General features: G+C 38.7%; 20 protein-coding genes and 1 other annotated feature. All 20 genes read left to right on the top strand.

Going from position 1 to position 25,785, the window contains the following annotated elements; genetic code table 11:
* Positions 1 to 134: 134 nt before the first annotated feature.
* The 20 genes from yicI (at position 135) to FHY47_RS14340 (ending at position 25,755) form a co-directional block, all read left to right on the top strand.
* Positions 135 to 2,447: an alpha-xylosidase gene (gene yicI, locus FHY47_RS14435; protein WP_148630986.1), complete on the top strand. Its 2,313-nt coding sequence runs from the start codon at positions 135 to 137 to the stop codon at positions 2,445 to 2,447.
* Positions 2,444 to 4,474: a beta-galactosidase gene (locus tag FHY47_RS14430; protein WP_148630984.1), complete on the top strand. Its 2,031-nt coding sequence runs from the start codon at positions 2,444 to 2,446 to the stop codon at positions 4,472 to 4,474. The genes yicI and FHY47_RS14430 overlap by 4 nt, the downstream gene beginning before the upstream one ends.
* Before the next feature lie 53 nt (positions 4,475 to 4,527).
* Positions 4,528 to 6,861 carry a glycosyl hydrolase family 95 catalytic domain-containing protein gene (locus FHY47_RS14425; RefSeq protein WP_148630982.1) on the top strand — a complete coding sequence of 778 codons (2,334 nt, stop codon included), beginning with the start codon at positions 4,528 to 4,530 and terminating at the stop codon, positions 6,859 to 6,861.
* Between the two features lie 13 nt (positions 6,862 to 6,874).
* The gene (locus tag FHY47_RS14420) at positions 6,875 to 7,600 is read left to right on the top strand and encodes a YesL family protein (protein WP_066108846.1); all 726 of its coding nucleotides are present in this window, start codon (positions 6,875 to 6,877) and stop codon (positions 7,598 to 7,600) included.
* Positions 7,601 to 7,675: 75 nt separating this feature from the next.
* Positions 7,676 to 10,471: a glycoside hydrolase family 3 C-terminal domain-containing protein gene (locus FHY47_RS14415; protein WP_148630980.1), complete on the top strand. Its 2,796-nt coding sequence runs from the start codon at positions 7,676 to 7,678 to the stop codon at positions 10,469 to 10,471.
* Positions 10,472 to 10,716: 245 nt separating this feature from the next.
* Positions 10,717 to 12,507 (top strand): sensor histidine kinase, encoded by a 1,791-nt coding sequence (locus tag FHY47_RS14410; protein ID WP_148630978.1) that lies wholly within the window; start codon positions 10,717 to 10,719, stop codon positions 12,505 to 12,507.
* Positions 12,500 to 14,026: a response regulator transcription factor gene (locus tag FHY47_RS14405; protein WP_148630976.1), complete on the top strand. Its 1,527-nt coding sequence runs from the start codon at positions 12,500 to 12,502 to the stop codon at positions 14,024 to 14,026. The genes FHY47_RS14410 and FHY47_RS14405 overlap by 8 nt, the downstream gene beginning before the upstream one ends.
* A gap of 201 nt (positions 14,027 to 14,227) precedes the next feature.
* Entirely contained in the window at positions 14,228 to 15,160 is a 933-nt protein-coding gene (locus FHY47_RS14400; RefSeq protein ID WP_262366028.1) for an ABC transporter permease, read from the top strand.
* Between the two features lie 12 nt (positions 15,161 to 15,172).
* Complete coding sequence (locus tag FHY47_RS14395) at positions 15,173 to 16,087, top strand: carbohydrate ABC transporter permease (protein ID WP_066108832.1); 915 nt, start codon at positions 15,173 to 15,175, stop codon at positions 16,085 to 16,087.
* A 56-nt stretch (positions 16,088 to 16,143) separates the two neighbouring features.
* Entirely contained in the window at positions 16,144 to 17,802 is a 1,659-nt protein-coding gene (locus FHY47_RS14390) for an ABC transporter substrate-binding protein (protein WP_148630972.1), read from the top strand.
* A 111-nt stretch (positions 17,803 to 17,913) separates the two neighbouring features.
* Positions 17,914 to 18,693, top strand: a complete 780-nt coding sequence (locus FHY47_RS14385) for a sugar phosphate isomerase/epimerase family protein (protein WP_066108826.1) — start codon at positions 17,914 to 17,916, stop codon at positions 18,691 to 18,693.
* A gap of 6 nt (positions 18,694 to 18,699) precedes the next feature.
* A complete protein-coding gene (locus tag FHY47_RS14380) occupies positions 18,700 to 19,776 on the top strand; it encodes a Gfo/Idh/MocA family protein (RefSeq protein WP_066108824.1) in 1,077 nt (358 codons plus the stop codon).
* A gap of 30 nt (positions 19,777 to 19,806) precedes the next feature.
* The gene (locus FHY47_RS14375; protein WP_066108822.1) at positions 19,807 to 20,850 is read left to right on the top strand and encodes a Gfo/Idh/MocA family protein; all 1,044 of its coding nucleotides are present in this window, start codon (positions 19,807 to 19,809) and stop codon (positions 20,848 to 20,850) included.
* Complete coding sequence (locus FHY47_RS14370; protein ID WP_066108818.1) at positions 20,850 to 21,818, top strand: sugar phosphate isomerase/epimerase family protein; 969 nt, start codon at positions 20,850 to 20,852, stop codon at positions 21,816 to 21,818. The genes FHY47_RS14375 and FHY47_RS14370 overlap by 1 nt, the downstream gene beginning before the upstream one ends.
* 272 nt (positions 21,819 to 22,090) lie before the next feature.
* Positions 22,091 to 22,223: a sequence feature (ribosomal protein L20 leader region), on the top strand.
* 48 nt (positions 22,224 to 22,271) lie between these two features.
* Positions 22,272 to 22,793, top strand: a complete 522-nt coding sequence (gene infC, locus FHY47_RS14365; protein ID WP_077248178.1) for a translation initiation factor IF-3 — start codon at positions 22,272 to 22,274, stop codon at positions 22,791 to 22,793.
* A gap of 22 nt (positions 22,794 to 22,815) precedes the next feature.
* Positions 22,816 to 23,016, top strand: coding sequence for a 50S ribosomal protein L35 (gene rpmI, locus FHY47_RS14360; protein WP_049669916.1), 201 nt, complete (start codon positions 22,816 to 22,818; stop codon positions 23,014 to 23,016).
* 32 nt (positions 23,017 to 23,048) lie between these two features.
* Positions 23,049 to 23,408 (top strand): 50S ribosomal protein L20, encoded by a 360-nt coding sequence (gene rplT / locus FHY47_RS14355; RefSeq protein WP_066108802.1) that lies wholly within the window; start codon positions 23,049 to 23,051, stop codon positions 23,406 to 23,408.
* A gap of 59 nt (positions 23,409 to 23,467) precedes the next feature.
* Positions 23,468 to 23,743 carry a DUF1294 domain-containing protein gene (locus FHY47_RS14350; protein WP_066109248.1) on the top strand — a complete coding sequence of 92 codons (276 nt, stop codon included), beginning with the start codon at positions 23,468 to 23,470 and terminating at the stop codon, positions 23,741 to 23,743.
* 72 nt (positions 23,744 to 23,815) lie between these two features.
* The gene (locus tag FHY47_RS14345; RefSeq protein ID WP_066108799.1) at positions 23,816 to 24,385 is read left to right on the top strand and encodes a VTT domain-containing protein; all 570 of its coding nucleotides are present in this window, start codon (positions 23,816 to 23,818) and stop codon (positions 24,383 to 24,385) included.
* A 281-nt stretch (positions 24,386 to 24,666) separates the two neighbouring features.
* Entirely contained in the window at positions 24,667 to 25,755 is a 1,089-nt protein-coding gene (locus tag FHY47_RS14340) for a M42 family metallopeptidase (protein WP_066108797.1), read from the top strand.
* The last annotated feature ends 30 nt before the right edge of the window (positions 25,756 to 25,785 follow it).

The raw sequence follows: 25,785 nt of genomic DNA, 5'->3' as shown, positions 1-25,785 counted from the left end.
GATGAAAGTTCTAATAATTTAGTAACAGGTATATGCAATGAGCTTATTCTAATCAGATTACTCAAATTCGATTTTTCGATCTACTTTTTTAAAGAGGTATGCTGCAACTCAATTTTTGAAAAGGGTGATTATATATGAAATTTAGCAATGGGAATTGGCTGGATAAGGAAGGCTATCAGCTTCATTATCCAATGGAAGTATACGATTTGGAAAAAGATGGTAATAAACTATCGATTTTTGCTCCGTTTACAAAAATTCTACATAGAGGAAAAACATTGGACGGAGGGTTAATGACCATTGAGTTATCTTCACCTCTTGAGGATGTTATTTCTGTCAAACTGCTTCATCATATTGGAGCACCGATGAGAGGGCCGGAATTTGAACTGGCAAAACAGAATCCAGACGTTTATATAGAGGAAGCGGATGAAGAGATATCGTATCAGAGCGGAAATCTGCGGGCTTCTATTAGAAAAAAAGGGGATTGGAATATTGATTTCTTTTCTGGGGATGAACGAATTGTATCCAGTCAAAGTATGGGGATGAGCTATATTTTGACTGATAAAAAAGAGCCCTATATGCGAGAACAATTAACATTAGATGTTGGGGAATTAATCTATGGATTAGGAGAAAGGTTTACACCGTTTGTGAAAAATGGACAAACGGTTGATATATGGAATGAAGATGGCGGTACAAGCAGTGAACAAGCTTATAAAAATATACCGCTTTATCTAAGTAATAAAGGCTATGGAGTTTTTGTGAACCATCCAGAGAAAGTATCATTTGAGATTGGATCAGAAAAAGTCTCTAAAGCACAATTTAGTGTACCAGGTGAAAGTCTGGAGTATTTTATTATAAATGGATCGACAATGAAGGATGTACTAGAAAAGTATACAACTTTAACAGGGAAGCCAAGCCTACCACCGGCATGGACATTTGGTCTATGGTTAAGTACGTCATTTACAACAGATTATGACGAAGAGACTGTAAATCATTTTATCGATGGAATGCTGGAAAGAGATATTCCATTGGATGTTTTTCATTTTGATTGCTTTTGGATGAAGGAATTTGAATGGTGTAATTTTGAGTGGGATAAGCGCGTTTTTCCTGAACCGGAAAGCATGTTGAAAAGGCTGAAGGATAAAGGGTTAAAAATCTGTTTGTGGATTAATCCATATATCGGACAGAAATCTCCATTATTTAAAGAGGGACTGGAAAATGGTTATTTCATTAAGCGTAAGGATGGACATGTTTGGCAATGGGATAAGTGGCAGCCGGGGTTGGCGGTTGTAGATTTCACTAATCCTGAAGCATGCAAATGGTTTGAGGAAAAGCTTGAAGCTTTAATTGATATGGGGGTAGATAGCTTTAAAACAGATTTCGGTGAGCGGATTCCTACGGATGTTGTCTATCATGATGGTTCTGACCCGCAGAAAATGCATAATTACTATACGTATTTATATAACAAAATCGTCTATGAGTTATTAGAAAGAAAGCTTGGAAAGGGAGAAGCAGCTGTCTTTGCCCGATCAGCTTCTGTTGGAAGCCAGAAATTCCCTGTCCATTGGGGAGGAGATTGCTGGTCCACTTATCCTTCGATGGCTGAATCATTACGAGGGGGCTTGTCTTTTGGCTTATCAGGATTTAGTTACTGGAGCCATGATATTGCGGGCTTTGAACATGGAGCTACACCTGATTTGTATAAGCGTTGGACTCAATTTGGCTTGTTATCCTCTCACAGCCGTTATCATGGTAATACTGAATATAAGGTTCCTTGGATCTATGATGAAGAAGCGGTGGATGTCACACGAACTTTTACAAAATTAAAAAATTCATTAATGCCTTATTTATACAGAATGGCATGTGAGTCAGCAGAAACTGGTGTTCCTATGATGAGGCCTATGATCCTTGAATATATGGAGGATGAATCGTGCCACTATTTAGATCGCCAATATATGTTAGGAGATTCTCTATTAGTTGCTCCAATCTTTAATGAAGATGGAAAAGTAACATACTATTTGCCAAAGGGTAAATGGACAAACTTCCTGACAAATGAGGTCGTCGACGGAGGAACATGGCAGGCGGAGGAACATGGGTATATGACATTACCATTAATGGCAAAACCAAACTCTCTTATTGCGGTAGGCTCTGTTGATTCTACAGCAGTTTATGATTATGCAGAGGAAGTAACTTTTCATTTATTTGAACTGGAAGAAGGTAAAACCGTAAACTCACATATCTATAACCAAAATGGTGAGAATGTGTGCAGGATTACGATTTCCCGCTCAGGTAATGCGTTAATCGTAGAAGGGGAGAGAGTTTCCAAACCATATTCACTCGTCATTCGAAATAGAAAAAGCGTCTTAGCTGTTAAGGGCGGGGAAAGTATAGAAACAGAACAGGGTGTATGTATCCATGCAAATGAAAATAGGGTAGTGATTGAACTATGATTCACCAACAAATTAAAAAAATTGTTTATGGTGGAGATTATAATCCTGAACAATGGCCTGAAGAGATTTGGCAGGAGGATATGCGGATTACAAGACTCGCAGATATAGACATCATGACAATTAATGTATTTGCCTGGGCTATGCTGCAGCCTAAAGAGGATGAATACGATTTCTCATTGCTTGATAGAGTGATGGATTTGTTGGCAGAAAATAAGATTTATGCATGTTTAGCAACAAGTACGGCTGTTCACCCAGCTTGGATGGCCAGGAAGTATAATGATTTGTTACGTGTGGATTTTGATGGCAGAAAACGAAAATTTGGATTACGCCATAATTCTTGTCCGAACAGTTCTTCCTACCGCCACTTTTCAGCAAGACTAGTAGAGGAAATTGCTAAGCGTTATCAAAACCATCCTGCTCTCACACTATGGCATGTCTCTAATGAATATGGAGGGGATTGTTATTGTGAAAACTGTGAAAAGGCATTTCGAGTTTGGCTGAGAAGAAAATATAACACGTTGGATGAATTAAATCGGGTCTGGAATACACGATTTTGGGGACATACATTCTATGACTGGGATGAAATTGTCCTGCCAAATAATTTAAGTGAGCATTTAGGAAACTCAGATTACACAGCCTTTCAGGGGATTTCACTCGATTATCGCCGTTTTAACTCTGATAGTATGCTGGAATGCTATAAATTGGAATATGACATTATCAAAAAATACACTCCTGATATAAAGGTAACCACTAATTTAATGGGAACATACAAGCCGTTAGATTATCAAAAGTGGGCGAACTATATGGATATTATCTCGTGGGATAATTATCCTGAGGTAGGATCTCCGGTAAGTAAGGAAGCAATGCGGAATGATTTAATGCGAGGGTTGAAGCAAGGAGAACCGTTCATGTTAATGGAACAAACACCGAGTGTAACAAATTGGCAGCCATATAATGCGCTAAAGCGGCCTGGTGTCATGCGCCTGCAAAGTCTTCAGGCTGTCGCTCATGGAGCAGATAGTGTGATGTTTTTCCAAATTCGTCGCTCTATTGGCGCCTGTGAAAAATTCCATGGAGCCGTAATTGATCATGCCGGACACGAACATACACGTGTATTTAAAGAGTGCGCTGAGCTGGGGAAAGAATTGACTGCACTTGGGGATACAATTATCGATTCAAGAGTGAAAGCGAAAGTCGCGATTGTTTTTGACTGGGATAACTGGTGGGCCGTGGAACTTTCAAGTGGTCCAAGCAGAGATTTGAATTATGAACAAGAGGTATGGAAATTTTATCATGCGTTATTTGAGCAAAATATTCAGGTTGATATCATAGCTGAGAATGATGATTTTAACTCGTATGAGGTTGTCATTGCGCCCGTTCTCTATATGACCAAGGCTGGTTTTAAAGAGAAAGCGGAAGCGTTTACTGAAAATGGGGGTTCCTTTATCACTACTTTTTTCAGCGGCATAGTCGATGAACATGATTTAGTCATAGGAGGAGGATATCCAGGCCATTTGCGTCATTTACTTGGGATTTGGGTGGAAGAAATTGATGCTTTGCCGCCTGGAAAAACGAATCATATTTTAATGGCTTCCTCTCAAAAAGATATATACCAGCCATCCTATTCATGTTCATTGCTTTGTGATCTTCTCCACCTTGAAGGGGCTGAGGCATTAGCTTTCTATGGTGAAGATTTTTATAAAGGAATGCCAGCAGTTACTCGGAATCAATATGGTAATGGGTATGCCTACTATATTGCATCCAGTGTGGATCCTGAGTTTCTTCGTGATTTCCTGGCAAATGTATGCAGAGAGCGAAATGTGAAGCCGGTGCTTACTGCTCCAAAAGGAGTTGAAGTATCAAAACGCGAAAAGAATGGTGAAGAGATCATTTTTATATTGAACCATAATGAAAATGAGGAAATGATTCAGGTGGATGACTCCTATTTTGATTTGATTCATCAACGGGAATACTCCGGTTCAATAGCAATCTCAGGCAGAGATGTTGTTATTTTATCTAAGATTTAATGGAGAGAGGACAGGAAGCTGTCCTCTTCTTAGTAAGAATGGGGTGAAGGAAAGTGGGAAGTGAACCATTGAGAGGCTTCAGCAGGCATTGGACATATAGCGATAAGCCTGCTGATAAGTGGGAATTTGCGAATGTATGTGGAAATGGAGAGCTAGGAGCCATACATTTTGGGCAGCCACACAAGGAAACGATTATTGTGAACCATGCGGAATTATTTCTTCCAACCGGCTCGCCACAGACCATGCCAGATATGTCCTTTTATTTAGAAGATGTGAGAAGAATCAGCAAGAGTGATGGTTATAGAGCATCCCATCAATTCTTTATTGAAAAAGGGGAAGAACTGGGACATACAATCGTGGACACAGACCCATTCCATCCTGGATTCTTTCTAAATATTGAACAAAGCCAAACGGAAGGATTGCGTGAATACTGCCGTTATACAGATTTTGAAAAGGGAGAGATTGGTTCTTCATGGGAGAATGATGGAAAAAGGTTTCAGCGCCGCCTTTTTTCCTCAAGAACCGATCAGCTTATAGCATTAAGTATTAAAATGGATGAACATCTGCCGTTAACTTGTTTAACCATAGATGAAAACAATCATCCTTTAATAAAGTCTAGATATGAATGCCTCCCTAATGACGTGTTAGTTGGAACTCATGATTACGTACATGGAAAAGGCGGATACTATACCTTTGTGCACATAAAAAATTGTGATGGAACGATACAGTGCACGCCTACTTCAATTGAAGCAAGGAATGCCAGTAAGTTACTGATATTAATGAAAATTATTCCATTCGCCGAACACAATGAAGATATGGTGAGAGAGGTATCGTCCTTATTTTCCGGTTTTTCCGATACATATGAAGCATTATTCGATTCCCATCAAGTAAAACACTCAGAAGTCTTTAACCGTGTCTCCTTAAATTTAAATGGCGGAGAAAAAAGAGGCTGGAGTACCGATCAACTACTGGCGGATGTTAAGGAAACTTCCAGTGTACCACCGGCATTATTAGAGAGATTATTTGATGCAGGAAGATATATGTTTATCTGCAGTGCCGGTGTACGTCCGCCAAATCTTCAGGGGATATGGACGGGAACATGGGAGCCTTCCTGGTCATCTGATTATACGTTAGATACTAATTTGCAATTGGCCATGGCTTCTGTTTTTAGCTGTAATATGCTTGAAGGCATTCACCCATATACAGCCCTGCTCGATTCTTATATGGAAGATTTTCGTTATAATGCCAGGATGCTCTTTGGATGTAGAGGCATTCTCTCAGGTGTTCGGGCTTCAAGCCATGGAAGGCATTTGCACTGGGGAGAATCTTCCTGGGGAGATCGAGAATGCGATACGTTTTTTGGCGCTTTTTGGACGTGCGGGGGAGGATGGCTTGCTCATTGGCTGTATGACTATTATTTGTATACTGGAAATCAGCAGTTCCTACGAGAACATGCATTACCGTTTATGTTAGAAATCATAGCCTTTTATGAGGACTTTTTATATGAGGAAGAAGGAATATATGTCTTTAATCCCTCTTATTCCGCTGAAAATGGAATCGCGTTTAATAGTACTCAGGATATTGCCGTAGCGAAAGAGGTTTTAAATCATACAATCGAGGCTTGCAGGGAGCTTGGAATTTATCAAGAATCTATACCGCATTGGCAGCAAATGATAGAAAAAATGCCGCCGTACATGATTAATGAGGATGGGGCATTGAAGGAGTGGGCTGTATGGGATCATGATGATAACTATAACCATCGGCATTTTTCTCACCTATATCCGCTTTTTCAAAGCTATGAATTTTCCGATACCGAGACTCCTGAACTTTGGGAGGCATCCAAACGGGCATTGGAGCTAAAAATGGAACATTGGCTATATAACCCTGACACCGATACCTCGTCTCATGGCCGTATGCATGCAGGATTATCGGCTGCCAGATTAGGAATGGGAGATGTTGTGATTGATATTATCCGGATGATGGCAGCTGGCGGAGCTATCTATCCTAGTTTAATGACAGCTCATTATGACCATTTTAATGTGTTTAATGTTGATGCAAATGGATGTATTCCTGAGCTTCTGGTAAATCTCCTGGTTTTTTCATTGCCTGGGAAACTTGAATTGCTGCCAGCTATCCCTAAGAACTTAACAAAGGGAGCAGTCGAGGGCATTTTATGTCGTAAACGAATGAAGATATCGACTATGGAGTGGGATTTAGAAGAAGGAATTCTTTCCTGTACCTTACTTTCAGATATAAATCAGGAAATCTCTCTTTCAATTGAAGAAGAAAAAGGAAATTGGTTTTTAAACAATAATCAAAGAGATACATGGAAAATAAATTTAAAAGCAGGAGAAAATACTACACTTACATTTAAACAAAAGGAATAAGGAGGGACGGGTAATGAATTCAGGAGTTTTGGGTGGGACATATCGAGTATGCTTATGGGTTGTCAGACTGGCTTGGTCAAATATCATATGGATTTTCTTAAATCTTCCTGTTTTATATTTTTGTTTAAGCTTATTGAATGCTGAATATTTAAATATCACGTATATTCTTCTTTTAATCATGGGGTTAGTGCCAATTTTCTCTTTCCCTTCCACTGTCGCTTTGTTTGGAGTTGTACGGAAATGGGTGATGGGAGAAAGCGATATTCCGATTGCCACTTCCTTTCTTCGTTATTATAAGGAAAACTATTTCAGGAGTTTCATAGGGGGAATCGTGTTTACCCTTATGTGGGCTGGCTGGATTATGAATTATATTAGTTTTGTCAGTCAACAGTCCGTTATATTTCTTGTTCTCTATGCTTTTTTTACGATGATTCTCCTAACATGGACTTTATATTTTTGCTGCTATACCGTTCATATTCACGATCGGCTCTTACAATCTATCAAAAATTCTTTCATCATGTCCGTTGGACGACCGATTTCAACCCTTGGGGTAGTCATGGTCACTGCGATATTAATTTATATTAGCATTGGTTTTACGTTTTTATGGCCATTCTTTACCGGAACGATATTGGCGTTTTTATCCTTTAGCTTTTTCTATCGGATTATTGAGAAAACCATACACTATCAAAATCAAACTAGAGATAGTGGCTTAGACACAATAGAAGAAAAAACAACCTAAATAAAGGCTGGGCTTTTAATCGATTATTTGTTTTTGATAAGAAAAAGAATCTGTTGATGGGAGTTGGAGTTGAAGATGAAGACGGAATATACATATCTCTTTCAGAATACAAAAGCTTTACTAGAGGACAGGGTGAAAGATCTGGTGTCTCAGCTGACATTGGAAGAAAAAATTAATCAAATGTGTCAGTACCAAGATGCTGTTCCGAGATTGGGAATAAAAAAATATAAGCATGGAACAGAAGGAGCTCATGGTATTGCTTGGCTGGGGGAAGCTACCGTGTTCCCGCAAAATATCGGCTTGGCCTGTACATGGAATGTAAATCTAATGAAGGAAATTGGCTCTGTCATTGGAGATGAGGCGAGAATTTTTTATCAAAAGGATCCAGAACATAATGGATTAACAATTTGGTCTCCAACGGTTGATATGGAAAGGGATCCAAGATGGGGTAGAACCGAAGAGGCCTATGGGGAAGATCCTTGCTTAACTGGTAAACTGACAACAGAATTAATCAAGGGTATGCAGGGGGAACATCCATTTTATTTGAAGACAGCCGCTACATTAAAGCATTTTCTGGGAAATAATAACGAGGTTAACCGTGGAGAGTGCTCAGTCAGTCTCGATCCCCGTAATTTAAATGAATATTATCTGAAAGCTTTTGAAAGGCAAATTAAAGAAGGAAAAGCACAATCGATCATGACTGCCTATAATGCTGTTAATGGAACTTTATGTAATATGAATCCTGATGTTAACGAGATTATAAAAAAGGAATGGGGAATGGATGGCTTTGTTGTAAGTGATGCTGGAGATGTACTTGGTTCAGTTAATGAGCATCACTATGTTGAATCCTATTCAAAGGCGGTTGCATACTCCATTAAAAATGGAATTGACAATATCACAGATGATAAGGACATAACGGTACGAGCCATCCGTGATGCTTTGGAACAGGAATATCTATTGGAAGAAGATTTGGATAAGGCTCTTTGCAACACCTTTAGGGTGAGATTTCGTCTTGGTGAGTTTGATTCTGATGGGGAGAATCCTTATTCATATGTTTCTGCAGAAAAATTAGCCAGTAAGGAGCATTATGAGCTATCTTTGAAGGCTGCCCGGGAATCTATTGTATTGCTTAAAAATAATGGAATCCTTCCATTGAAAAATAAAAAGGTTGCCGTAATCGGTCCTTTGGCAGATGAAGTGTTAACCGATTGGTACAGCGGTACACCACCTTATTCAATCACACCGCTTGAAGGTATCAAGGGAAAAATCGGTGAAACAATTCCCTACGCTGATGGAAGCAATCGCATAAGGCTCAGTATTACGGAAAGCGGAAAATCGATAGGGGTTAACCCTGATACCGGCTTCTTGCTTGCAAGTGAGAATGAAGGAGATGTATTGATTCATACGGACTGGGGATGGGGGAGTGAGACGCTTCGCTCTGAGAAAAATGGCAAATTCATTACCGTAGATGACGATCTTCATTTAAAGGCTACCGCTGATGAAGCAAAAGGGTGGTTTGTAAAAGAAGTATTTACTTTTTCTCAAAAGGAAGAAAGCATGGAGATTCTTTCCTGGGATAAGCAGCCTATCCAATTGTCTGATGATGGATCCATTATTCAGGCCGAAGGTATGCCTGCCGCATTGTTCTCCTATAACATAACCGAGGATGGTATCCAAAAAGCTGTGGAAGAGGCAAGCAAAGCAGATACAGCTATCATTTTTGCTGGTAATAATCCTTTTATAAATGGAAAGGAATGCATTGATCGTCCGGATTTGACATTGCCGCCTGCTCAGGAAAGGCTCATCCAAGAAGTACTTAAGGTTAATTCCAATACTGTCGTTGTTATTGTTGGAAGCTATCCTTATGCTGTTAACTGGGTTAATGCACATGTTCCTGCCGTTATATATACATCTCATGCAGGACCGGAACTAGGCCGTGCAATAGCTGATGTGTTGTTTGGGGATTATAATCCAGCGGGACGTTTACCAATGACATGGTATCAATCTGTCAATCAGCTGCCTGAAATTATGGATTATGACATCATAAAAGGAAAGCGTACCTATCAGTATTTTGATGGGGAAGTATTGTACCCTTTTGGACATGGATTATCTTATTCACAGTTCGAATATAAAAATTTGGAACTATCGAAAGAAAGTGTAACGAAAGAAGAAGTTTTACATGTGACAGCAGAAATCAGCAATAGAAGTGATCTGGATGGTGATGAAGTGGTCCAGTTGTATGTGCGGTGTAATCAGTCTAAAGTAATTCGGCCTATTAAAACGTTAAGGGACTTTGAACGGGTGCATATTAAAGGCGGAGAGACTAAAAAAATAATCTTATCAATAGAGGTAAAGGATCTGGCATACTGGGATGTGGCAGAAGAACGTTTTCTATTGGAGGATGGAACATATACAGTCATGCTGGGCAGTTCATCCAAAGCTATTCAGTTGGAAAAAACAGTTGAAATAACAGGAGAAACCCGTACAGAAAGAACATTGAAGGGCAAAGTAAACTCTGTTCATTATGATGATTATTACTCAGTCAAAATGGTTGAGTGCTTAGAAGGACGGCATGCAATTCAAAGTATTGGCTCTAGTGGTTGGATTATGTATAAAGACGTTAAAATAAAAGCAAATAACAGAATGATGAAAATACGTTTGGCCAATGGCGGAAAGCAAACCGATATTGAAGTGAGGACATGTAAGCCGAATGGAAAGCTTTTATGTACCCTTCAAGCTCCAAGTACAGGTGGGTATCAAGCTTGGACTACAGTGGAAAAATCATTCATGGACATCGAAGAGGACAAGGTAGAAGATATCTATCTCTTATTTAAAGATGAAGTGGCTATTCATTGGCTAACAATAGAGTAATAAGAGACAAAAAACACTATAGTCAAATATAGTGTTTTTTTACGTTTATCGATAATTGGTATAGAGTGAGCATGTGAATAAATATAAAATAAATAGGAGTTATTACCATGAGGTTTTGCGTAATCACTAATTATGACATGAAAAATCATAAAAAATATACCACTTTATTTGGAAAATTCTTTAAAAAATCTCATGTATAATATATTTATATATGTAAGCGCTTACTATCCGTTGGAGGTTCGTTGATGATAGCGTATATTACTCGCAAATTAAATAATATGAAATTAAGAGATAAGTTGATTATATCCCTGGTTATTCTGGTAGCGATTCCGATTAGTATAGTTGGTCTATATTTAACTCAGCAATTGCGAAATGGAGCTATTGAAGACGCCATCAGTGAATCGAAAATGAATATGGAACGAATGAAAAAGAGAACGGCTGAGGTTTTAAAAGTACCAATCTATATATCTGACAACCTTCAGTTTGATCAGCAGCTGGATACGGTCGCAAATACCTCTTATGATTCGCGTTATCAGGTTGTAGAAGCCTATGAAAATTATAAGCTATTTACATATTACCTTGAATACTATAATGAAATCTCGACAATTCGATTTTTCATGGATAATCCAACGATGTTAAATAATTGGGAATTTATACCTATTGATGAAGAGGTAAAAAAAGAAGAATGGTATCAGGAAACAACGAAAAATCCTGATTTAATGAGATGGTATTACGTCAATGATTCAACTAAGGATAATGGGCCCTATTTATCACTTGTGAGACGTATTAATTTTCTTAAGACTAATACATACGGGGCGCTTGTTATAACAGTGAATACTTCAGAGTTGGAATGGATATTGAATCAGGAGACCCTGAGGGCAATGATTGTTGATGAGGAGAATAATATTGTAGCCTCCAATCAGAAAAAGCATATAGGACAAAAGCTTTCCAGTGTCATCCCTTCATTAGAAAAGGTAAGTGAAGAGGATGGATTCAAAGTTTATGAAGGTAAATTAAATGGCAAAAAATCTGTGGTTATGGAGGATTCCTTACTGGAACAAAGTCAAGATCATTTACGGATTATATCAGTTATGACAGAAGACCAAATGATGAAAGATGCCAATAACATCAGTATGATGGGTTTTTTTGTTACCCTGCTTGGATTTACATTAGCTGGCGTATTAATTTCCATTGTATCAATCCTTTATTCTAAGCGGGTTTCTAAATTGAGCAAGCAAATAGATTTGGTTTCAGCCGGTGATTTATCAAGCATGATTGAAGTGGATGGGGAAGATGAAATTGGTACATTATCCAAGCAATTTAATCGAATGGTGGCAAATCTGCGAGAGCTCATTGCCAAGGTGGAGGAAACGAATAGGCAGAAAAGTCTGTTGGAAATTAGGCAAAATGAAATCAAAATTAAAATGATGGCCAGCCAGATAAACCCGCATTTTTTATTTAACACATTAGAGTCTATTCGGATGAAAGCCCATATGGAGGGAGCGAAGGATGTGGCGAATGTTGTAAAAATGCTTGGCAGAATGATGCGCCACAGCTTGGAGATTCAGGGTCAAAAAATTCCTCTGTCAAAAGAATTGGAAATGGTGAATCTCTATTTGCAAATACAGAAATTCCGCTATCAGGACAGGTTGGAATATGAGCTGGATATAGAAGAAGAAGCTTTGACCGTGCTGATTCAGCCATTAATCATTCAGCCCTTGGTTGAAAATGCTGTTATTCATGGATTCGATTTATTAGATAACGGTGGAAAAGTGTGGGTGACAATCGAGAAAAAAGAGTGTGATTTAGAAATCATCGTTTCTGATAATGGGATTGGTATTTCGGAACAGAGGTTAATGGATATTCTTCAATCCATTAACCATCAAGAAGAGGGGAAACATATAGGGCTGAGGAATGTCCATCAAAGGATGGTGCTCATTTATGGAGAAGAATATGGTCTTTCTATTCAAAGTGAGCTTAATAAAGGAACCGTTATACAATTTAGAATTCCAATAGGGAGAGATAGCCATGTTTAATGTATTGATTGTTGACGATGAACCTATGATTCGTGAAGGCTTAAAAACTCTGATCAATTGGGAGGAATACGGTTTTCGAATCATTGCATTGGCTAGAAATGGAAAGGAAGGCTATGAGGAATACTGCCGGTGTAAACCCGATTTAATGATTGTAGATATTCGTATGCCAGAGATGGATGGTATTTCCCTTATTGAGTTAATACGTGCAGAGGATAATGATATTTCTTTTATTGTTCTGAGTGGCTATTCAGATTTTGCTTATGCCAAAAGGGCAATCAAAGCAAAAACAGCGGGTTATTTGCTTAAGCCAATTGACGAGGAGGAGTTGATTCAGTACCTGATTGACTTGCGTCAAAATATTGAGGAAAGGAAACAATGGTCCAGTTTGATTCAGGCTGAGTACTGTCACGAAAGGGATGAATTTCTCGCTTCCTTATGTCTGAATGATTTTAAAGAAATGGCTAATGTTCAAGAAAATCTTCATAAGTTTGAATTGGAGGATAGCGGATGTCAAATTTTATTAATTCAGTGCTATGAGAATGGGCAGAAAAAAATAAAATCAGAGTTAGTATCCTTCTTCGAGGATTGTAAAAAGGGCGTTGTTTTTACGATAAATGGGTATGCAGCTGTTTATTTGAGATCAGATTATTCATTTATTTCTCGGACTGACATGATCAAGCAAAAATTAATGAAACAGATTCATCCGTTTTGTAAAAGTATTGCATTGGGAGAATTTATGCCGAGTGTATACGGTATACAGGAATCCTATCAAACAGCACTTACCTTGATTAAACATCAATTTTATTTTGAAAAAGGACAAATATTAACAAAGAGCCATAGAAAAGAGTTGGATAGCGCCCATGGGATTTTAAAAGAAGAACTACTGCTAGATGAATATTTAAACCGCCTTTATTATGCGATAGATGTTGTTAATATTGATACTTGCAGAACTGTTATAGATGAACTTGGAAGAGAAATGATGCATCGAGATTTTTCGGAACAGCAAATAAAGAAACAGTTTATTTACATCTATACCCATACAATGAATAAGCTGTTGCAATTAAATTCTTCCATTGGTTTAGATTCAATGAAGGTTAATGATTGTGCCACTGATATTTATAAAATCGAAACTATGTCTGACTTAATCGAATATATTTTTCAACAGTTTGAGTCTATTATAAAAAGAATTGATAATGGGTTGACCGGTACACAAATGAAGAAAATGATTGATTTAATTCATAAGAATTATAATCAAAATCTCCGGTTGGAAAGTCTTGCTGGGGTATTCAATTATAATAGTGCCTATCTTGGAAAATTATTTAAAAATTATACCGGTGAATATTTTAATACGTATTTAGATAAGGTCCGTATTGAAAATGGAAAAATATTATTACAAAAAGGTTTAAAGGTTTATGAGGTTGCCGAAAAAATTGGGTATGCCGATGTTGATTATTTTCATAGAAAGTTCAAAAAATATGAAGGGATCTCACCTTCTGCCTACCGAAATCATACTGGGTAATAGTACCTTGCCAAAGCTTTGTTGATGAATGCTTTGGCTTTTTTATTTTACCTTGCATACATATGAACTGCATATCTAAAATTTTCACCTGATTTTCTCCTAAATCTGTATGGTATTTCCACCTTTTTGATTCGGTTATCATTAATGTAAGAAAAGGGGGAGGTATCAATGCAGACGGCAGAAAAGAAAGCGCATACAATTATGGAGGCAGCTCCTACAAGAACGCAAAGAATGTGGACGTCAATAAAAAATCAAAAGTATTTGTACCTTATGTCATTGCCATTTGTTGCGTGGGTGTTTGTTTTTAACTATATCCCTTTATGGGGTTGGACAATGGCTTTTCAAAATTTCAAGCCAGCCAGATCATTTATGGAACAGGAATGGGTGGGATTTGACCACTTTATTGCACTCTTTCAGGACGAGAGGTTTTTTCTTGCTTTACGTAATACGCTTGCAATGAGCTTAATGGGTCTGATACTTGGATTTGTTATCCCTATTATATTTGCCATTTGTATTAATGAAATACGTAAGAAGGCATTTAAACAAACGATCCAAACTGTATCATACCTTCCTCACTTTGTTTCTTGGGTTGTAGTAGCAGGGATTGTAACAAAAATGCTTTCGGTCGATGGGGGAGCCATCAATCAGTTGTTGACTACAACAGGTATTTTGGATGAACCCTATCAATTTATGACACAGGGAAATTTATTCTGGATCATTGTTACATTATCTGACCTTTGGAAAGAGATGGGCTGGAACTCAATCATCTTTTTAGCGGCCATGGCTGGAATTGACACTCAATTATATGAAGCAGCAAAGGTGGATGGAGCAAGCCGTTTGAGGCAAATATGGCATATTACCTTACCGGGTATTCGGCCGACCATCTTGGTTGTTTTGATTTTATCGATTGGTCATTTGATTTCCATTGGCTTCGAAAAACAATTCTTGCTGGGTAATGCTACTGTTGTTGATTATGCAGAGGTTTTAGATTTATATGCCTTAAACTACGGTATTGGTCTTGGAAGATTCTCGTATGGTACGGCAATTGGGATATTCAATTCTTTAGTCAGCATCATTTTATTATTCTTAGCAAATGGCATTTTCAAGAGATTTACAAACCAAAGTGTAATGTAATGGGGTGAGATAGTGAGTAGCAAAGGAGTTAACGTGAGACCCAGCCGGGACGACCGAATATTCGATATTTGTAATTATATCTTTCTAACACTTGTATTCGTCGTTACCCTATATCCATTTTTGAATGTATTGGCTATATCCTTTAATGAGTCGAATGACACGATTCGAGGGGGAATTACGATATTCCCAAGAGAGTTTACGCTGGAAAACTATAAAACTATTTTTCAGTACGATAATTTGGTAACAGGATTTGTTAATTCAACACTTCGTACCATAATCGGGACTGTACTTGGAGTATTATCATCAGCAATGGTGGCTTTTACTTTAAGTCGTGCTGATTTTAGTGGACGTAAATTTGTTTCAACGATCTTGGTTTTAACCTTGTATTTCTCTGGGGGATTAATTCCTGGATATATGCTTATGAGAGATTTAGGCTTAATCGATACATTCTGGGTGTATGTATTGCCTGGTATGGTTAATGCCTTCAATATCATCATTGTTCGGTCCTTTATGGATGGATTGCCATATGCCTTACAGGAATCAGCAAAAATTGATGGCGCTAATGATTTTACTATTTTTTGGAGAATTGTATTGCCGCTGTGTACGCCCGTTTTAGCGACAATTGCTTTATTTGTAGCAGTTGGTCAATGGAATTCCTGGTTTGATACGTATTTATATAATAGTTCAAATGAGAGTTTAACAACCTTGCAATATGAATTAATGAAAATCTTACAAAATACGACTGTTAGTGCCAGTGATCCTAATGCTTATCGGACTTCGAGCGGTGAAGCAGCTGCTTCATCTGTATCACCGGAATCCATCAAAATGGCGATTTCAGTTGTCACTATTGTTCCTATTCTGCTAGTATACCCGTTCCTACAACGCTTTTTTGTACAGGGTATGACATTAGGTGCCGTAAAAAGCTGATTTAAGTTAAAACAGATCATGATCTGTTTGACAATAAATGATAAGGAGAAAAGAGAATGAAAACAAAAACGAAATCAGTACTAATTCTTTTGATGGCCGTTATGTTGGTGATAACTGGTTGTAAGGATGATAGTACTTCGAGTCCGAAGGAAGAGACAACTGGGCCTGTTACTTTTTCTTTATTTAGCGCTGATCCGCATTCTCAATGGGATAAGATGGAAAGTCCAGTGAGCAAAGCAATCAAGGATAAAACAGATGTGACAATTGATCCTGAATTTGATGTAAATGGCGGAGATCAGAAAATCTCGCTTATGATTGCAAGCGGGGAGTATCCGGATTTAATTTTACCAAAAGGGAATGCTGGTAATTTGGTTGATGCAGGAGCTTTTATAGACCTGACAGATTTAATTGAAGAACATGCACCTAATTTAAAGAAAATTTATGGTGATTATTTAAATCGATTGAAATGGAGTAATGAAGATGAAGGGATTTATATCCTTCCAACTGCAGCTGTTGATCAGACGTATTTCGAGCCAGGCACTGGGTTTATGCTCCAGCATGATGTTGTTCAAAAATTAGGTTATCCTGAAATCCGCACAGTGGAGGATGTAGAGAAGGCTATTAAGGAATATAAGGCTAAATATCCAACGATTGATGGAAAGCCAACGATAGGTTTATCCCTACTGGCTGATGACTGGCGCATCCAGATATCTACCACAAATCCTGCATTTTATGCAACAGGTGCACCTGATGATGGAGAATTTTATATCGATCCAAAATCACATGAAGCAAAATTACATTATCGCCGGGCTGAAGAAAAAGAATATTTCCGCTGGTTAAACCATATGAATGATATTGATTTATTGGATAAGGAAAGCTTTGTACAAAAATACGACCAATATTTAGCTAAGATTTCTTCTGGCCGTGTTCTTTCCGTAACCGATACGGATTGGCAGATTGGCGATGCAGACCGTGCGCTGCGTGAATCTGGAAAAACAGAGCGTATGTATGGAATGTATCCTGTAACACTTAATGAACAATTCAAACATCATAATTTCCAGGATACTGGCTATCTAGGCGGATGGGGCATCGGGATTACAGTAGATAATGAGGATCCTGTACGTGCCATTAAATTTATTGATTATCTTGCCTCTGAAGAAGGACAGATTCTTCAAAACTGGGGAATTGAAGGGGAGCATTATGAGGTTGTAGATGGTAAACGTGTCATCTCGAAAGAAGAAATGGATCAGCGTAATAGCAATGCCAATTATGTAAAGGAAACTGGTATTGGTGCATTAAAAGGCTTTGCTCCTTATTACGGGGATGGAATAACAGATTCAACTGGACAAACCTTTTCAATTGCCAGTAGAGAGCAAATCAAAGACGGCTATACTGATGTTGAAAAAGAAGTACTTTCTAATTATGGCGTAGAGATGTGGGCCGATTTGTATCCACAAAAAGAAGATTTCCCTGTAAAAGAATGGGGAGCAGCTTTTAATATGGCGGTCCCTTCAGGTTCTGATACGGAGCTTATCATGCAAAAGTGTCTTGATATCGTGAAAAAACGGATTCCAGAAGCTATTCTGGCAGATCCAGATAACTTTGATAAAGTGTGGGATACCTTTATGAAGGATTTGGAAAAAGCGGATGTCGAACAAGCTGAAAAGGAATATACCAAACTAATAAAAGACCGTATTGAGCTATGGAATAAGTGATATTAAATCATAACTGTCCTCCTGAATCTTTATAGGAGGACAGTGTTTTTAACTATCAGGCTATATAAATGAAAGAATAATAAATTATTTACTGGATTGGAGAGTATTCATATGAATCAGATTCCTATAGCGGTTCAAATGTTCAGTCTGCGAGAAGAGGCGGAAAAAGATTTTGCAGGTACGTTGAAAAAAGTAGCTGAGCTTGGTTTTGACGGTGTTGAGTTAGCTGGCCACGGTAATCTTACTGCCCAGGAAGTGAGGAACCTCTTAGATGAGTATGGCTTAAAAGCAGCAGCCAGCCATATCCCAATCGATGAGCTAGAAAGTGAGCTTGAACGAGTAATTGAAGAGCAAATTATATTAGGTTCAAACTATATTGTATGTCCATATTTAGCAGAAGACCGACGCCAGGAAAGTGAGTATCTTGCTTTGCCTTCTCTATTAAATGAAATAGGGGAGACATGTAAGAGGAACGGTCTTACATTGTGCTATCACAATCATGATTTTGAGTTAGAGACCCTATCTGATGGACGGAAAGCGCTAGAGGTTATTTTTGATGGTACAGATCCAGATAAGGTTAAAGCGGAGTTTGATGTATATTGGCTAAAAAAGGCAGGGGAAGATCCTATTTCCTGGTTGGATAAATACCGGAATCGGTCTCCTCTCATCCATTTAAAGGACATGACCTTAGATGATGAACAGTTTTTCGCAGAACTGGGCACAGGTGGGGTTGAGATTGAGAAAATTTTAGAAAAGGGCGAGGAGTTAAACGTCGCCTGGTGGATTGTTGAACAGGATGCTACGAGATTAACTCCGTTTAGGAGTATGGAAATTAGTATGAATTATTTAAAAAGCAACCTGCCTGATTATACAACAAATAAAGGGAGATAGGGTTTCATGACTTTACGGGTAGGGATTGTCGGCTGCGGAAATATCAGCAGCATCTATATCGAGAATAGTAATAGATTTACAGACTATCAAGTAGTAGCCTGTGCGGATTTGGATTATACAAAAGCGATCGAAATGGCTCGAAAGTATAATGTTGGAAAACCGTTGGAGCTTGAAGAAATATTTACATCTCCAGATATCGATTTAATTTTAAATTTAACTGTTCCTCATGCTCATTCATCTGTATCTCTAAAAGCTATTCATAACGGTAAGCATGTTTATACTGAAAAACCTCTTTCAATTTCATATAACGAAGGCAAAAGAATACTGGACGCTGCCCGTGAAAAGGGAGTTATAGTAGGGTCGGCTCCTGATACCTTTCTCGGTGGCAGTCTTCAATTAGCTGGAAAATGGATTGAGGAAGGGTTGATTGGGCGAATTGTAGGGGCAACAGGCAATATGATGTCCAATGGACCTGAATCCTGGCATCCAAACCCCGACTTTTATTACAAGGCTGGCGGTGGCCCTATGTTTGATATGGGTCCATATTATTTAACGGCATTAATCAGTTTACTGGGCAGTGTGAACAGAGTTACTGGTATAGCTAGAACAACCTATACGGAACGATTGATCACAAATCCGAAGCGGTTTGGAGAGTTTATCCCGGTTGAGGTGCCGACACATGTGACTGGAATACTGGAAATGGCGAGTGGAGTGATTACGACGATTACGACAAGCTTTGATGTAGTGGGAGCTAGAACTCCGTTTCTTGAGATATATGGGGAAAAAGGAACACTTAGCTTGCCTGATCCGAACCAATTTAATCATCCTGTTCTTGTAAAAAGAGATGGAGAGATTGAGTGGACTGAATTGAAGACTATGGGAGATCCATATGACAATCTGCGCGGGATTGGTCTTGCCGACATGGCAAAGGCTCTTCAGAACGGCTATCAGCCCCGTGCTAGCTCTGAAATGGCCTTGCATGTACTTGAAATTATGGAAGGAATACATCGGTCCTCGGAATTAGGGACTCATTATGTAATGGAAAGTAAATGCGAGAAGCCATTTTTACTAGACGCTAATTAAGTTCAATAATTTTAAAATGGAGGAACGTAGATGAATAAAATAAGAGTGGGTGTTATTGGATGTGGAAGTATCGCTAAATTCCGCCACTTACCTGAGTATGCTGCAAATGAGACTTCAGAAATCACTGCCGTATGCGATCTAGTTGAAGAAAGGGCAAAGAAGATGGCTGAGCTTTATGGCAGTGAAGTGTATACCGATTATGATGAAATTATAGCAAGAAACGATATTGATGCTGTCAGTATATGCCTTCCGAATTATTTGCACGCTCCCGTTACAATTGCTGCATTAAAATCTGGTAAACATGTATTATGCGAAAAACCAATGGCAACTTCAAAGCAAGAAGCAGAAGAGATGATTCATGCCGCACGTGAGGCCAGTAAAAAATTAATGATTGCCCATAACCAACGATTTGTTGCATCACATCAGACTGCCAAGGGAATTTTGGATAGCGGTAAATTAGGGAAGATTTATAGTTTTCGTACCGCTTTTGGCCATCCCGGACCAGAAGGCTGGAGTGTGGATGGCAAGGAAAGCTGGTTCTTCAATAAGAAACAAGCATTTATAGGTGCTTTAGGTGATTTAGGCGTACATAAGTCAGATTTACTTCGCTATTTATTTGGAGAGTTTTCAGCAGTAAGTGCTTTTGTTGAAACCAATGCAAAGGATTCTACTGAAGTAGATGACAATGCGGTTGTCCTGCTGCGCACGGATAGCGGAATCATTGGCACTTTAGCGGCGAGCTGGGCTTATGTAGCCGGCGGCGGGGATAATTCAACGGTTATTTATGGAGAAAAGGGTATTCTGCGATTGGAGGATGATCCAGAGCATTCATTAATTGAAGAGTATGTTGATGGACGTGTCATTAAACATAAGTTGGATAAAATTCAGACGAATGAAGATGGTGGGCAAACGTCATCTCATGTGATCAATCATTTCATTCAGTCAATTATCGAGGATAAAGAACCGCTAATTACGGGAGAAGAAGGGAAAAAATCATTGGGTATCATTCTTGGTGCTCTTGAATCAGAGCGGACGAAGAAGACCGTTTCCTTAGCTGAGGGGGAAGGTTTTTAATGAAGATGGGAGTTTTTACCGTATTGTTCTCGAAAATGTCATTTGTAGATATGCTCGATTATGTTAAAGAAGCAGGATTATCCACTGTTGAAATTGGAACCGGAGGGTATCCGGGGAACGCTCATTGTCCGTTGGATGAATTGCTTGAGGATGAACAAAAGAGGAATTCGTATCTTGGAGAAGTCAACTCTAGAGGATTATCGATTAGTGCGTTCAGCTGCCATGGCAATCCACTAACACCGGATAAAAAGTTCGCTGAAGAATCAGATTCCATTTTACGTAAGACAATTCAACTTGCATCCTTGTTGGGAGTACCCGTTGTAAATACATTTTCCGGTACACCGGGAGACAGTGAAGAAGCAAAATATCCAAATTGGCCAACTGTTGCTTGGCCGGCGGAATATGCCGATCTATTAGAATGGCAATGGGAAAATAAGTTGATTCCTTATTGGAAAGAGATCGGGACGTTTGCAGAGCAACATGATGTAAAAATAGGTATTGAATTACATGGGGGGTTCCTTGTTCATACACCTTATACATTATTAAAACTAAGGGAAAGAACCTGTACGGCAATCGGAGCTAATTTTGACCCGAGCCATATGTGGTGGCAGGGAATTGATCCGGTGGCAGCGATTAAGATTCTCGGTAAGGCCGGTGCTATTCATCATTTCCATGCGAAGGATACGTATATCGATCAGGATAATGTAAATATGTATGGATTAACAGATATGCAGCCCTATGGTAATGTGGAATCTAGAGCCTGGACATTCAGAAGTGTTGGATGCGGGCATTCTATTCAAGAATGGAGCGATATGATGAGTGCGCTCCGTATTTACAATTATGATTATGCTGTCAGTATTGAACATGAAGATCCATTAATGTCTATTGAAGAAGGTTTTACTCGAGCGGTTAAGAATTTAAATGGTGTGCTTATTCGCGAAAGACCAAGTGAAATATGGTGGTCGTAATGAATGTACACACTTAAGGTTTGAATTCTGTTGCGAAATCAACCGGATTTGGAATTGTTTTGTTGAATGGCCAAACATGTATCCAATTTTGAAATCTATACAGAATCAATAGTATCTGGATTTTAACTTTCCAATCTTTCTTCAAAAACCTCTTGCCACCAGGTACAATTTTTGATAAAATAACTTTTGTTGTCATTACGAATGAGCTTCTATTGACATTATACAGCGAAACATGTTAAAATGATTTTTAGTGAGCAAATCAAATACGACACATTATAAAGCAGAAGCACCCGCTTCTCACCTGTATAACACTCTTCAGAGAGTAGTTAACTGGTTCAATTGATATAATCAGACGGTATGTCTTTTTATGGGCGGGTGTGCATGCACCGGCCTTTTTTATATGTTTAAAAAGCATGTGAAGTAGTATTTGCTAGAAAATCTTGGAGGTGGCTTATTATTAGCAAACAAGACTTAATCTTAAACGAAGGCATTCGTGCCCGAGAAGTACGTCTAGTTGATCAAAATGGTGAGCAGCTTGGAATTAAATCCCGCAATGAGGCATTAGAAATTGCTACACGCGTGAATTTGGATCTTGTGCTGGTTGCACCGAACGCAAAGCCTCCTGTCGCCCGTATTATGGACTATGGTAAGTTCCGTTTCGAGCAACAGAAGAAGGAAAAAGAAGCTAGAAAAAACCAAAAAACAATTAGTTTAAAAGAGGTTCGTTTAAGCCCAACTATCGACGAGCATGACTTTAATACGAAGCTTCGCAACGCTATTAAGTTCCTTGAAAAAGGAGATAAGGTAAAAGCAAGTATTCGATTTAAAGGACGGGCTATTACCCATAAAGAAATCGGGCAGCGCGTGTTAGTTCGCTTTGCAGAGGAATGTAAAGAAGTGGCTACTGTGGAAACAGCGCCAAAAATGGACGGACGCAGCATGTTCTTGATTTTAGCACCGAAAAACGAAAAGTAATGTTTCGAGGAGGAAATTTCCCATGCCAAAAATGAAAACTCACAGAGGCGCTGCAAAGCGATTCAAAAAAACTGGTTCTGGTAAGCTTAAGCGCAGCCATGCTTACACAAGCCACTTATTCGCTAACAAATCCACTAAAGCAAAACGTAAATTACGTAAAAGTGGAATGGTTAGTTCCGGAGATTTCAAACGCATTCGTCATCTATTAGACAATATCAAGTAATTGAGAACGCTCAATTTTAGGAGGAATTAGATATGCCACGTGTTAAAGGCGGTACAGTGACGCGCAAACGTCGTAAAAAAGTATTAAAGCTAGCTAAAGGTTATTTCGGTTCAAAACATACATTATACAAAGTTGCTAATCAACAAGTAATGAAATCCTTGCAATATGCATTCCGCGATCGTCGTCAAAAGAAACGCGACTTCCGTAAATTATGGATTACTCGTATCAATGCAGCAGCTCGCATCAACGGTCTTTCTTACAGCCGTTTAATGCACGGTTTAAAACTTGCTGGTATTGAAGTTAACCGTAAAATGCTTGCTGAACTTGCAGTTAGCGATGCAGCAGCATTTGCTCAATTAGCTGAAACAGCTAAAAAAGAACTTAATAAATAATAATAGAGGCGCTTCTCAAGTGATTGGGGGCGCCTTTTGTTATGGGAGGAGAGGAGAATATGAAAGAGCTTATCATCGGTTATTTTATACTGATCAATTTAACCTTACTTCTTGTTATGAAACTGGATAAAAACAGAGCTCAACATAATCGATACCGCATAAGCGAGAAAACATTGTGGATTCTGGCTCTTGCTGGAGGAGCTATTGGCGGGACAGCAGGTATGAAGCTATTCAGGCATAAAACAAAGCATAAAGCTTTTGTGGCAGGCTTTCCATTATTAGCAATCGTGGACGTAATCATAGCAGCTATTCTTTTATCAACCATACAGTCATAATTAAGCAAGAGAACATATATTAATAAATAAGCCAAGTTTTAACAACGTAGAAAGGCAAAATGGGGTGTGAGTATGGATTATGATTTTACCATGTTGCTCGCTTTTATTGAGGCAGGTGGTTTTTGGTCACCTCTTGTCTTTGTAGTTTTCCATATAGTAAGGCAATATATTTTTATTCCGGTAGCTGTTGTTTGTATGGCGGGCGGGATTATGTTTGGTGCTGTATTCGGTACGTTATTATCTTTATTAGGTCTCTGGCTATCATCGATTATTTTTTACTTTATGATTATTAAAATGCCGAAATTACAGCATAAGCTTGAAAAGTTGGATGAGCGTACATTGAAGTTCGGAGGAAGAATAAATGTAAAGCAGGCGAGTATCCTAAGGCTTATTCCGTTTATACATTTCCATCTCCTAAATTTTTATTTAATCGGCAACAGCAAAACCTTTACGGATTACGCAAAAGCCGTTTTTTGGTCCAATATTCCCTTGGCATTTTTTTATACGGTATTTGGACATTCGATTGCAAAGTTTTCTCCAACGATGATGCTGATTATCATTTCAGCGCTGATTATCTTGCTCTTTTTCCTTAGAGAAAAGAAGGTCATTATTAAGTGGAGTCAGTTTTTTGGTCATACTTAACATTAGTCTGTTAAACTTATTTGTATAGATAAGTTTTGCAGGCTTTTTTAGATGGTTAATAGAATGAAGTTCTATTCAGTTTACTGAAGACTGGTTAGGATACAGGAGGAATGACCATGTTTAATGGAATGAACCAGTTCCATGGTCAGGCTATATTTAGAAGTGAATATTAACGGAAGTCTTTCGGCTGATTCATAATGGTCTTTCGATTATTTGATAGTAAAGGGAAATAATACATATACTATAAAGAATGATATACATAGTTAAGGAGGCTCTTTTTTATGAAACATCTAGATGATACGCTTTCTATGCTGAAGGAGCTAACAGATGTTAACGGCATTGCAGGTAATGAAGGAGAACCGAGAAAAGTTATGAGAAGGCTGATTGAGCCATATGCTGATAGCCTTTCATTTGATGGAATCGGCAGTTTGATTGCTGAGAAAACAGGAGAAGAAAAAGGACCGCGCATTATGATTGCCGGACACCTTGATGAAGTAGGTTTTATGGTTACCCGGATTGATGACAAAGGATTCCTCTTTTTTCAAACGATTGGGGGCTGGTGGTCACAGGTTATGCTTTCTCAGCGTGTTACAGTAACCACTTCGGGGGGCGAGCAAATTACGGGTTTAATCGGATCTTCACCGCCTCATATCCTTACTCCGGAAGCGAGAAAGAAACCGGCAGATGTCAAAAATATGTTCATTGATATCGGAGCCACAAGCCGGGATGAAGTACTTGAATGGGGAATCCGTCCAGGAGATATGGTAACGCCGTACTCCGAATTTACGGTACTTAAAAACGAAAAAATGTTAATGGCTAAAGCATGGGACAACCGAATTGGTTGTGCGGTGGCAATAGAGGTATTAAAACGCCTAAAAGATGAAAACCATCCGAATACCGTATTTGGCGTAGGAACTGTTCAGGAAGAGGTAGGGCTGCGCGGCGCTAAAACAGCGGCTAATTATGTACAGCCTGATATTGCGATTGCTGTAGATGTTGGAGTGGCAATCGATACACCAGGATTATCTGAAAAAGACGGTTTAACAAAAGCGGGAGACGGTCCGGGACTGGTGTTATATGACGCAAGCCTGGTGACTCATAAAGGCTTGAGGGACTTTATTGTCGGTGTGGCAGAAGAAATGAATATACCTTATCAATTTGATCATATACCTGGCGGCGGAACAGATGCTGGATCATTCCATGTCAGCGGTACGGGTGTACCTTCTATCGCGATTACGATTCCAACTCGTTATATCCATTCTAATGCGGGGATATTAAATCGTGATGATTATGAAAATACGGTTAACCTTATTGTAGAATTGGTTAAACGTCTGAACAGGGAAACGGTGGATAAGATTACGTTTGATTGAATACGAAAAAACGATGATGGAGAATAACTC

The organism is Bacillus sp. E214, assembly GCF_008087365.1.
In the GTDB taxonomy this organism is placed as follows: domain Bacteria; phylum Bacillota; class Bacilli; order Bacillales; family Pradoshiaceae; genus Pradoshia.
This window is presented reverse-complemented; position numbering and strand designations above follow the sequence as displayed.